Source organism: Bradyrhizobium sp. 31Argb (assembly GCF_043638955.1).
Taxonomy (GTDB): domain Bacteria; phylum Pseudomonadota; class Alphaproteobacteria; order Rhizobiales; family Xanthobacteraceae; genus Bradyrhizobium.
Map to the genome: position 1 here is coordinate 18,306 of NZ_JBEGDB010000081.1, position 11,304 is coordinate 29,609.

The window sequence follows — 11,304 nt, forward strand, 5'->3', positions numbered from 1 at the left end:
TCGCTAAAGCAATCCCTCAAGGTGATAATTCACGCCGGCTTTGACTTGGTTGACCTCGGTCTTGACAGTCACGTTCGTGCCGAACGAATTGACGAACTCGAGCCCTTTGCTGCCGAAGTCGAGATGGTCGTACTCGAGCTTCGCCGACCAGTGTGATCCCAGCATGTATTCCAGGCCACCGCCCGCGATCCATCCGGGACGGGTGGCGTGAGCAACAGTGAGACCGTCGAGCCCGCTATTCACCTCCATACGATAATCGGCGTTCATCAACGCGGCGCCGCCCTTTGCGTAGAGCATTAGCGGCCCGGTGACATAGCCGATCCTGCCGGTGAGGGTGTCATACCAGTTGTGGTCGCTGGTGATCGAGAGCGCCGCCGTGCCGGCGGGATCAACGAAATTGGCTTTACCCTGAGCTGACGTCCAGGCGAGTTCGCCTTCGATCCCGACCAGCCAGTTCGGAGCCACCAGAAAATTGTAGCCGGCCTGCAAGCCACCGAGCGCGCCCGCCGGATTGGTTCTGTCGGTGCCGATCGGCGTGGCCACGTGCTCGCCGCCGCTGAAGGCGCCACCGAAGTTGGCGCCGACGTAGGGACCGGCCCAATAGTAAGCTGTCGGTGCCGAGTTACGGACCTTGGTGTAGAAGCCAGGCAGAACGCCGGCAACCTTCTCCGGAGCCCCGAGCTTCTGCGAAATGCCAAAGTAGTATCCGCGCCGCGGTCCGTATTGAGGCGCAAACACACCGATGCCGGCACCGTTGCGGATCTGGTAAATGTAGTCGGTCAGGTTTACCACGTCGAAACGAACCGTAACCGGCAATCCGTTCCAGCCATGGGCGAACTCGTGCGACACGCCGGTATTGATCTGCCAATAGGATGGCAGGTGGTCGCAGTTGGGGCAGACTACCCCTGGCGGCAAATTCGGGGGGTCCGTGCGCAAGCCGCTACCGTAGATGAACGTTGCGCTCGCGGTGGTGCCGTCCAACCAGCTGTTGGTGTCGGTCCACCGGTATGCGACCCTTCCAGAACCTGTATAGGTTTGATCGTGGTCGGTGTGGATCCAATTGTTCTGGATGTAGACCAGGTCGTCTGGACTAAACAGGGTCTGATTTGACACGACAGTGTGTGCGTGCTGGACCCCCCACGCCCAACTGGTGTCAGCAGAGAAGCCGCCATACCTGAATCTTAGTTTCAGTTCGGCACCGTAATTCTCGGCTTTGTCATAGTTGAACGCGGTGAGCACGTAGGCCTGGCCGAACTGGCCATCGTCGAGGAGGTCCCTGGCGGTCTTGTAGTAGATGCTGCCGCCGAGTTCGAGGGTCGGACAGTTTGCGGCTGCGACCGGCGCTTTGGAGGGTGTTGCGCCTGGTGTCGTCGGACATTGCGGCAGCAGTTGCTGCGTGAAGCCCGCGTCGTACACATTCGCCCGTTCGGGTTGGATCGCACCGACATTCTGGAGAGGAAAGCCGGCCACCTGGCCGGGCAGCACGGCCGCCTGATCGGGGGTGATGATTGGGGTGCCCGCGGTAGTGCCATTAAAGATCTGGGTCGGAATCGTTCGACCAAGCACTTGTTGTGGCGGTTCGAACGTTCGCATGTAACCGATGTGCAGGACGGTCGACCACCATGGCTTGTAGGTCAGGCTCGCGCGCGGGCTGAGCTGGTTCGCGTCGACGTACTGGTAGATTTGATCGAACCGCAGGCCGTAATTTAACGTGAGTTCGTGGGTCAGCCGCCATTCGTCCTGGGCGTAGGCCCCGAGCTGCCAGCCAAACAATTTGCTGCTATCGAGAATGTTGAAGGGCCTGTCGATCGCCGTCAGGCCGCTCGGATCGTTCGGGTCTAGCGGCTCGACGGTGCTTACGGTTGCGATCTGGCTCTGCTCGCCGTTGGTGTAGAAGCCGGCGCGAAGAGTGTGCGCATCGTTCAAGCGGTACGCGAAATCGCCCGACACGCCGTTCAGGAAGGAACTGCGATAAACATCGGATGCGACATTGTTGATGAAGAGATCGCCCACCGGGTCGGGAACGAAGTGAACATCGCTATAACGCGAATAATACGCGAGCTGGGCATCGAAATTGCCCTCCGACTTCTGCCAGGCAATGACGTTGTAGGCGTTCTTCTCATATTGATTTTCATTGAGGGTGGCCGAATCGAAGCTACTTTTGCCGAAGGCTGTATAGGGGGGAGCATTCGGGTTGGGGATGCCATCCGGGTTGAGGCAGGGGTTCGCGGGATCGAAAGGACCGCCGCAAAAGCCTCCCACATTACCCGGCTGTCCGGGATTGTTGGGAATCTGATAACGGGTCTCGCTGAAACCTGAAATGGTGACCACGCGCGCCGTCGGATCAAGCACCGTGGACGTATAGGCGAAGAACCTGCCCTGTTCCGAATGATCGTGAATGGCGTTGAGGGTAGCTATGGGATTCTGGAGGCCGAGGCCGGTGCTCAAATAGCGGCCGGTGACGTAATAGTCGGTGTTGCCCTCAACCCCGCCATATTCGAAGCTCGGTGTAATGGTCTGGCGGCTGCCGCCGTAGATACTGACGCTGCCGCCGGAGAGCGCCGCTCCGCTCTTGGTCGTGATGTCGAGGATGCCAGCCGTATGCAGGCCATATTGGGCCGGCAGCGCGCCGGTGATCAGTCCTATGCTGCCGATGAAGGAGGTCTCAAGAAGCTGCGAGAAGCCCGACACGCCATCGGGCAGCAGAATCCCATTGATCCGGTACTGAACGTTAGCATGCTCATTGCGAACGTGAAAATCGCCCGAGCTCGTCGAATCCTGATAGACACCCGGAAATTGCAGCACGACATCTTTGAGCGGAGCGGCGTTTCCCTGCGGGAAGTTCTCGATATCCCTCTGGCTAAGTTGATAGTTCGTCGTGCCAACCTTGGGCATGATGACGTTGTCGCGCCGCTGGTCGAAGGTCTGGGTCTGCTGGACGACTTGGCGATTCGCCGCAGCTTGGGCCTGTTCCGCGCTTGGCACGGCCGTCGCTGTCGACGGTGGATTACGCACGACCTGCCTTGGCGGCGGCGTTCGCGGCCGCCGCCGCTCGACAGGCGCGGCGACCCGGGTCTCGGGCAGAACGTTGGCTCCCGGAGGCGCGGCCTGCACGGCCGGCGTTGATTGCGGGGTCGGCGAATTGGCCGGTGACTCTGAGGGCGCCGGCGTGGCCGAGCTTTCCGGCTGCGGCGAAGGTTGCGCGGACGGGGAGGCACTCGGCTGCGGCGTCGAACTCGTCCCCTGGGGGGCCGGGCTGGGGGCTTGGGCGAGCGCGGCTGCACCCGATGCCACCACGAGCGTGAGCGACGATGCCGACAGCAAAATGCCGCGGAAGGTGCGAAAGAGAAACGGAGTGCCCATGAAGGAATGTTTCCTGACTGAACGCCTGCCCGCGACGCAAAAGCGTCGTCGTACGGAAGGAGCTTCGGCCCCGGCTCGCGGCGCGCCCCCATGGCGCGGCGCCAGCGGGATCGAAGCAGCGATGTCAGGAAATCGGAGGTCCGCGTGATTCAAACGCGGCCCGCGGCGGTTGTAGCAAGAAGCGGAAATGATCGATCGGATGATCGATCCTCGCATCAGCAAATTCCACGAGCAGCGCTGGCGGAGTTGGCGCTAGGCCGTTGCCCATGACCGCAGTGGCCATGCAGATTGGACAGAGATAGTCGGGATGGCTGTCTGACGGGCTATGACGATTCTGGCCGCCATCGGCGCCCGCTATGGCGGCAATCAGCACGCCGGAGCGCTCGGGCACTTTCCCGGCGAAGCCGTGAACGTGACCGAAGGCCAGCGTCAGGTTGATGACGAGCGCGATCAGCGCAAGCCATGAACCGTGCCTATTATGTTTCCGAAACCAACGCATCCGGAAGCAATGCCCTTCGCTCGAAGCCGATCTTATCCAAGCTTGTCGTAACATCAAAGGGTCGAAAATTGGCCTTGCGGTCGAAAATCGACCAGCCGTCGGGCGAAGACCTAAGTTATTCGACGGGGACCGGTGATGATCGTCTCCGGACCGCCTAATTAGCGCGACCTCAGGAAAAGAATCACATCTCGCGGACTTGGCACCCGAGCCTGGCAGCGGTGTTGTCTGTGCCCGCGTAGCGACATCGGTTTCCAACTTCACAGGTGGAAGTCGGGGTACTTGCGCCGGCCAGCGTCTAAACCAGCGGGCCCTCTTGAGCTGTCGCAGTTATGCCGGAGATTTGCGGGATAGCCAGGGCGAGAGACAGGCCACAAGCGAGAAACTTCACTGTGCCTTGCAAATCGGCGTTGGCCGTTGCGCCGGTGCCGGATGATCCTTCTTGTATCGAGCCAGGATCGGCTCGAGGGTTTCCTTTGGCCAAAATTTTGGAGCCCGGATTTCGTTCAAACAGGAGGCGTTCCAATATAGTCCCACGCCGGATAGCGACCGGCCGGCCGCAACTGCTCGCGCGACGGCTTCGATGTCGGCAGAGTCAGGATAGATGTAAAGCGTCGTCGGATTATCCTTCACCATCGCGATGATTTGGCCGGCGTCCAATGGCGACCAACTGGTGCAGCCGTTGCTGCGGCCGCCAGCGTAATCCTCTAGTGTTCCAAAGGGAACGTAACCGTCGCGGTTTGCGTACGGACTGCGTGGATCCTTTCGAAGACAGACGTTCCTCAACAACTCGGCCGGATGCCCGCCGATCTCGCGCTGTCGGGCATTTGCCGTCTCGCCCCCGCCATCAAACTGAACAAACGAGCGTATCAGAACCGCGTCTTGTTTCGCCGAAACACGGTAGTAGCCTTTGAAGGACATCGTCGTCTCGCCTGTTACATAGGCCCCGCCAGTCGTCAGAGTTGAATCCATCGCGTTGCCGAAGTTCTTCGCGCAGCGTCTTCCGTTCGCGAAATCCGCGACGCCTTTCAAATCGCGACCGCCGCCGTGACCCGACGAAATTGCACGAAACGATCGCTCGGATTCGCAGATAACGTAGAACCGGCGCGCCAATTTGCCTTCGCCTAAATCGTTGGGACGCGTCGCGTCCATCGCGAAGTAGCAAGGATTCTTCACCGCGCCTTGGTTCACTTTTTGCTGGTAAAGCGCACGCGCCCTCTGCAACACCACTTCTGTGATTTGACCTTCGCCTTCGCCGACATGGGCCCTCAGCCAAGCCGGAACGTTCAACGGTTGCTGCGCGGCAAAAGACCGCGGCGGCGCCAATAAGGCGATTACGATGATCAAGAGGCTGAAGATCAGAAGGATGGATCGTAACCGCACCGGATCAATTCTCCTGTTTCCAATCCTTGTTCACGCAAGTTCAAGCATCGCAGTGTATCCAACAGTTAGCGCGGGCTCTCGCGGCGGGACAGCGAGCTACTGCACGGTCCCTTGCGCCTTCTCCCGATCACATGTAATGTTATAACATGACGTTTCGGATCGCAATGAGCTCAGGGGGCATTTCGCATCAAGTTGCTAACGCCTCCTTCCGCTCGATCCCGGCCCGAACCCGACCATGCGCGGATCAGCGATCGACGATATGGCGAAAAGCGCCGCCCCCACGAAACGCAAGGAGATAACAACACCATGGCCGATGCTGCACCCCAGATTCCCGTCACGGTTCTGACCGGCTATCTCGGCTCTGGGAAGACCACGCTGCTGAACCGCATTCTATCCGAGACGCACGGCAAGCGCTTTGCGGTGATCGTGAACGAATTCGGAGAGGTCGGCATCGACAACGATCTCATCGTCGACGTGGACGAGGAGATTTTCGAGATGAACAACGGCTGCATCTGCTGCACGGTCCGCGGCGACCTCATTCGCATTATCGCGGGGTTGATGCGGCGCAGCCGCGGCTTCGACGGCATTGTGATCGAGACCACGGGGCTCGCAGATCCCGCGCCGGTGGCGCAGACCTTCTTTGTCGACGAGGATGTCCGCCGCAAGACGAAGCTCGACGCCATCATCACCGTCGCGGATGCCAGGCATGTCCTCGAACAGATTGGCCGAGCGCCGGAAGCGCAGGAGCAACTTGCGTTCGCCGACATCGTTCTCGTCAACAAGGTCGACCTTGTCGATGCGGGCGGCCTCGCAACGGTCGAACGTCGCATCAGAAACATCAACCCTTATGCGAAGATTCACCGAACGGAGCGCTGTGGTATCGATCTCGCCCAGGTCCTGGGACCAGACGCCTTCAATCTCGAGCGCATCCTCGAAGTCGAGCCGGCATTCCTCTCCGAAGCGCACGAGCACGAACATGACGACGGGATCGGCAGCATCTCCCTAGTCGCCGATCGACCGATGAAGCCCGGCAGGTTCGTGTCCTGGATTCAAGATGTCACCCAGCGCTACGGAACGGACATCCTGCGCATGAAGGGCATCGCATCCATGGAGGATGACGATCGTCGGTTTGTCGTTCAGGGCGTGCACATGCTCATTGAAGGCGGAAGTCAGCGTCCCTGGAAGGAGCAGGAGCCGCGCCAGACACGCCTTGTTTTCATCGGGCGTGACCTTCCGAAGGACCTGCTCAGGCAAGGCTTTGAGGCTTGCTACGCCTAAAGGGAGTGCAGATGGGCAAGATCGTAGGATTCGTTTCGAAATCCGAACTCGAGCGGCTTCGCCTCATTCGCGAAGCCCGCGCGATATATGAGAGCATCTTTCCACCGGCCGATGCGGTTGACGCGTGGCCCAATGACCGAGCCGGCAAGGGTAAGGCGACCGGGTTGAAAGGGTCCTCGAGCAGAAATAATGCGTATGACCGGCCGTTCATCGCCGCTCGATAGCCATGTTTTCCTCGTCCATTAATGATCGCCAAACGACGCGGCCATTGCGCGTTCGGCCGATGGCTGTAGTTTCTGGCTAGGAACGCGAGAAGGGGAACGGCTCCTTGGCAGGGGCGAAATCGATCTCGGCGCGGGCCTTCACCCGGCCATGCGGAGCCTGTCTCGCGCTGGCGGCGCTGATGCTGCAGTTCGCGTTGTCGTTCGCGCACGTCCACAAGCACGATCTCGCCTTTTCAGGCTTCGGCCGCACCAATGTCGAGAGCCTCAGGCACGCTGGGCCACCACGGCAAGCCGTAACGCAGCTGCCGGCGCGGCTGGCCGATCACGATGACAATTGCCCAATCTGCTTCTCGGGCTTGCTGCTGTCGAACTCTTCATTACCGGATGCTTCGGTAAATCTGCATCTGCCGCAATTCGCTGAGACTGATCGTGCGTTCAATCCAGTTTCCGATCGGGTGTTTCAACAGCGTCACGCGGCATTCCTGGCCCTCGCGCCCCCGCCGTCTGAGGCCTTTGCCGCCCCTTCCGTCTTTGCCGCAGGACATGTCTTGCGTAGCGCGGCGCAAGGCGCATGCGTCACCTGGTGCGCGACCGCGCTCCGAGCGCGTTTGAGACCGCCGTCCCCGCTTTCTTCGGGGCGCCTCATTCCTCGATTCGGCAGATAGACCATGATCAAACGCGTATGTTGCGGCTGCGCGATCCTTCTCTTGTTGTCCGTTAACCTCGCCGAGGCGCATCCCCATGTCTGGGTCACCTTCCACAGCGAAGTCCTTTACGCCGCTGATGGCACCATGACGGGTGTCCGCCACGCCTGGACCTTCGATGACATGTTTTCGGCCTATGCGATTCAGGGCATCTCTCATGCGAGCAAGGGTCAGTACACGCGGGAAGAGCTCGCCCCTCTCGCCCAGGTCAATGTCGATTCGCTGAAGGAGTAGGGCTATTTCACCTTTGCGCGCGCCGACAGCAAGAAAGTGAAGTTTTCGGATCCAGTCGACTATTGGCTGGAATACAAGAACGCCGCCCTGACTCTCCATTTCACCTTGCCTTTGAAAGCGGCCGCCACGGCAAAGGTCATGCAGATTGAGGTCTACGATCCCACGATCTTCGTGGGTTTCGAATTTGCCAAGGATAAGCCGGTTTCCTTGAGCGGCGCGCCGCAATGCAATCTGACTTACGATCTGCCGCACCAGCCGGCGGAACAGTTGCGGCTCACTCAGCTTAATAGCGATCCGCTCGATGCCTCCAGCACCTACGGAGAAACTTTCGCGAACAAGATGCTGGTGAAGTGCCCATGACCAGACCGCGCGCCGTCTCCGCCACTGCCCTCGTGGCGATCTTATCGCATTTGCAGGCGGCATCGTGTCGGTCTGGAGCGCGCCGTTTGGTGCGCCGCATCCTGCAGCAGCGGCATCTCCGCTTCGGGCGTCAGCGGCTGGATTTTCGCCGAGCAGGCCGCCTTCTACCGTTCGCTGTCGGGCTTCATCCGGGCCAGCAAGGAAGATGGAGCCGCGATGTAGGGTCTGTTCGGCATCTCGTTTCTCTATGGCGTCTTTCATGCTGTGGGCCCAGGACACGGCAAGGCCGTCATTTCTTCCTATCTCGTCGCCAATGAAGAGACCTGGCGCCGCGGCGTTGTCCTGTCATTCTCGTCCGCTGGCATCCAATCCGTTGTTGCCATTCTTGTCGTGGCCATAGCCGCGGCTCTACTTGGCGCGACGGCCAAGGTGATCGGCCTCGCCGTCCACGTCGTCGAGATCGTCAGCTATGGCCTCGTCATCCTGATCGGCCTGCGGCTTCTCTACGTCAAAAGCCGTGGTTTTCTCATTGCCTTCCGCGAACTGAGGTGGGCCGATGCGTCTGTCCTAAGCGTCGCCTCGGGTTATGGCGGCAAGACCTTCCAGCTTGGCGCTCCGCGCCTTGGCGCGATCGCCATGCGCGGCGGCCAATGCATGCTCGATGGATGCACGGCGCCAGCGAATGCATTCATTCGCGGACCGCAGACGCTATGGCTATCGTGGTGCCATTCCTTACTCAGGCCGCGAAGATGAAGCGTGTCCCCGTATAGGAGCGCAGCAGCTTGTTCGGCATCTCGGCTTTGGCCATTTCGTAGAATGGCTCACCAGTGCAGTGCAGTGGAATTACGTACTCGATTTCCATGCTCTTCAACGCAGCGATCGTGTCGCGCACATAGTCTTCCTTGTAAGGCGCAAGGTGGAACCCGCCAATCACGGCATAAACCTTGTTGATGCCCGAAGCCGCCTGTGCCTGCTTGATCGCGTTGATCACCCCGCGATGACTGCAGGACGTCAATACGATCAATCCGCGGCCTTTTAGATTGAATGCTGTCGCGATCTCATGCCGGAACTGGTCCGGGATGACTGCCTTCGTCCGTTCGTCCTCCGGAAGCCGCTCGGCATAGCAGCCAAAGCCGTGGTCGACGCCCATCTTCATGGCACTGGGCGATAGCAATTTCTCAAAGCTCGCCTGGCCGATGTGGCCGGTGGTGAAGCCGTGGTCGGCGATGAGGGCCGGTTCTTCTGCGTATGTGACCGCAACATTGGCGTCTTCCAGTGCCTTGCGATCCAAGGCTCCGAAGTCGCCGCGTACCGGCGGAGCTGTCCATTCGCGCGAGCAGAATGCCTCCTCGCCGCCGACGTAAATCGGCAGCTTGGCTTTCAGCTTGCTGTTGTTTTGCCGTAAAAAGCCGGCGAGGCCGCCAAAATGATCGTAATGACCGTGGCTCAAGACAAGGGCGTCAAGCGCGGCCGGATCGATGCCTACGAGATTGGCGTTGTTGACCAGCGCGTCCGGTGTGAAGCCGAAATCCATCAGGACATTTCGTGTTTCAGTGCCGCGCTGCGACTCGACGTGCATCGACAGTCCGAACTCACTGATCAGCGTTTTGCCCGGCGGCTTGCCACCGCCGATGCCCCAGCCGAAGTGTTCGATCTCGACATCAGAAACCTTCTGGCTCGGCGCGACAGCGAATTGATAGCTGTCGACCACCACGCATACCGCGACACGGTCAATCTCGGGCACCTTGCCGGCAATCGTTTCCGCGCGCACTGGCTTCGCGCCGCCCATCAACGTCGCCACAATAGCGCTGAACAGGACAGCACCGCCACCGCACACCACGTCGCGTCGATGAATCGCATTGCACTGGCAAATTAACATGATCAAATCCTCCCCTGCGTGACCTCTGCTGCCGCAAGGCGTCACGTGGAAACGCACTCCAGGGCGGAGGCGTTGGGGTGCCGAACACACCAGCGTCTGGCAGCCCGCACACCGAGGATTGGGGGCATCCTATCCCGCGCTTGCCACCGTGGCGAGTCTCATTCTGCCTCGGCGAGGCCAAGCGCAGTTTCGACTTGCTGCAAATAGACAGTCACCAATCAGGATAGCGAGATGCAATCGCACGGAGCCGCGCAAGGTCGTAATGCGCGCGTTAGAACTCGAGAACATGCGGATCTTGTTGTGTCGCCGTGTCCAACTCGGACGAGCGTGAGCGGCGGCCTGCGAGCGCTACTCCGACCGCTTATCGAAACGATCGCTGGGCTTAGACTGGCGAACTTCCGACTGACGTCGTCAGCTGCCAAGCTATCTGAACTTGCCGACGATTTTCCTTCACATCTGCTTACTGGCTCGAGCGTGGCAAAGCTGGAGTTTCGGTTCGCGCGCGCATATCGCGCTGTAAAAATAGAGGAAATTGGCGCGCCACGAAGAAATCACCTGCAAACACTAGCTTTGCTCGTCTTGGCTAGCAAATTCGTACTACGTAGCCAGTTTCGGGATCTCGCGTTCAATCAATCGCAGGAATCGGGTGTTGCGCCTCCGGGATTTGAACCTACTCGCGTGCCATTCCTCGCGGCGAGGGATTGCGTACGAACGGCGGCTCTTGACGAACTACCGAGGGTCCACGTCTCGAGTTAGGCTGCCCTTCGGTAGGAAAACAAGACTTCGGAAATAGTGGGTCTCGCGGTGTAGCGGACCCCCGCTACCATGCGTGACCCATTATAGTGACCCCTCGGGAAACACGTTCCCGACGGTCCCGGGCTACCCTGTTGGCGAGGAACCGTTCGATAGCGGTGTGCCCATCCTCCAGCACGTCGGCGCGCGGCTCTCTTCGAAAGTGAATTTTTCGTGCGCGCGTCAGGTGCGATGCGAACACGGCGATAATCATGTCAATTGAATACGGAGCAGGCAGAGTCCGTCCGGACTACGCGGCCGCGGTCGCATCTAGGCCTTCAAAGTACCAATGCTAGGCTGGATGGTCAGGCGGTAGATGACGAGCGCGTGGCCGTCGAAAACCTCCAGCGGGGTATCACACACCGGGCAGTGATACTCGCCCTCTGTTCCTTGCTTCGAGGATAGCTCGAGCCTACGGAATCCAGCTCCGCACCGTGGACAAGTTGCGTCGCCTTTTTTCATGGCATGCCCAATCTCGTCTCGATGGAAACTGAGTTTAACGTGGATTGAATGACGGGCTAGGCCGTGTGGACAGTTACCTTATCCAGAGCAGAGTGGCGGCAATGGCGACGACGGCGAAGTAGTTTCGCG

General features: G+C 59.8%; 8 protein-coding genes and 1 pseudogene. 5 read left to right on the forward strand and 4 right to left on the reverse strand.

The window, feature by feature from the left end:
* Positions 1-3: 3 nt before the first annotated feature.
* The 3 genes from AAFX91_RS17750 to AAFX91_RS17760 all read right to left on the reverse strand — a co-directional run bounded on the left by AAFX91_RS17750 (position 4) and on the right by AAFX91_RS17760 (position 5,242).
* Positions 4-3,363, reverse strand: a complete 3,360-nt coding sequence (locus AAFX91_RS17750; protein ID WP_394567280.1) for a TonB-dependent receptor domain-containing protein — start codon at positions 3,361-3,363, stop codon at positions 4-6.
* Positions 3,364-3,487: 124 nt separating this feature from the next.
* Positions 3,488-3,916, reverse strand: coding sequence for a DUF2946 family protein (locus AAFX91_RS17755; protein WP_394567286.1), 429 nt, complete (start codon positions 3,914-3,916; stop codon positions 3,488-3,490).
* 330 nt (positions 3,917-4,246) lie between these two features.
* A complete protein-coding gene (locus AAFX91_RS17760; protein WP_394567281.1) occupies positions 4,247-5,242 on the reverse strand; it encodes a hypothetical protein in 996 nt (331 codons plus the stop codon).
* Between the two features lie 306 nt (positions 5,243-5,548).
* Between AAFX91_RS17760 and AAFX91_RS17765 the strand changes: the two genes are divergently transcribed.
* The 5 genes and pseudogenes from AAFX91_RS17765 to AAFX91_RS17785 all read left to right on the forward strand — a co-directional run bounded on the left by AAFX91_RS17765 (position 5,549) and on the right by AAFX91_RS17785 (position 8,795).
* The gene (locus tag AAFX91_RS17765) at positions 5,549-6,520 is read left to right on the forward strand and encodes a GTP-binding protein (protein ID WP_130577847.1); all 972 of its coding nucleotides are present in this window, start codon (positions 5,549-5,551) and stop codon (positions 6,518-6,520) included.
* A gap of 11 nt (positions 6,521-6,531) precedes the next feature.
* Positions 6,532-6,744: a hypothetical protein gene (locus tag AAFX91_RS17770; RefSeq protein WP_130577811.1), complete on the forward strand. Its 213-nt coding sequence runs from the start codon at positions 6,532-6,534 to the stop codon at positions 6,742-6,744.
* 179 nt (positions 6,745-6,923) lie between these two features.
* On the forward strand, positions 6,924-7,409 hold the full coding sequence (locus tag AAFX91_RS17775) for a hypothetical protein (RefSeq protein ID WP_394567282.1): 486 nt from the start codon (positions 6,924-6,926) through the stop codon (positions 7,407-7,409).
* A 3-nt stretch (positions 7,410-7,412) separates the two neighbouring features.
* Positions 7,413-8,042: pseudogene (locus AAFX91_RS17780) on the forward strand (DUF1007 family protein).
* A 264-nt stretch (positions 8,043-8,306) separates the two neighbouring features.
* Positions 8,307-8,795 (forward strand): hypothetical protein, encoded by a 489-nt coding sequence (locus AAFX91_RS17785; protein ID WP_394567283.1) that lies wholly within the window; start codon positions 8,307-8,309, stop codon positions 8,793-8,795.
* On the opposite strand, the gene AAFX91_RS17790 is transcribed toward AAFX91_RS17785, so the two are convergent.
* Positions 8,779-9,966 (reverse strand): MBL fold metallo-hydrolase, encoded by a 1,188-nt coding sequence (locus AAFX91_RS17790; RefSeq protein ID WP_394567284.1) that lies wholly within the window; start codon positions 9,964-9,966, stop codon positions 8,779-8,781. The genes AAFX91_RS17785 and AAFX91_RS17790 overlap by 17 nt on opposite strands.
* Positions 9,967-11,304: the final 1,338 nt, after the last annotated feature.

Excerpts from the sequence above, each read along its gene's own strand:
- AAFX91_RS17750 (WP_394567280.1), bottom strand. The coding sequence starts at position 3,363 with ATGGGCACTCCGTTTCTCTTTCGCACCTTCCGCGGCATTTTGCTGTCG.
- AAFX91_RS17755 (WP_394567286.1), bottom strand. The coding sequence starts at position 3,916 with ATGTTACGACAAGCTTGGATAAGATCGGCTTCGAGCGAAGGGCATTGC.
- AAFX91_RS17765 (WP_130577847.1), top strand. The coding sequence starts at position 5,549 with ATGGCCGATGCTGCACCCCAGATTCCCGTCACGGTTCTGACCGGCTAT.
- AAFX91_RS17770 (WP_130577811.1), top strand. The coding sequence starts at position 6,532 with ATGGGCAAGATCGTAGGATTCGTTTCGAAATCCGAACTCGAGCGGCTT.
- AAFX91_RS17775 (WP_394567282.1), top strand. The coding sequence starts at position 6,924 with ATGCTGCAGTTCGCGTTGTCGTTCGCGCACGTCCACAAGCACGATCTC.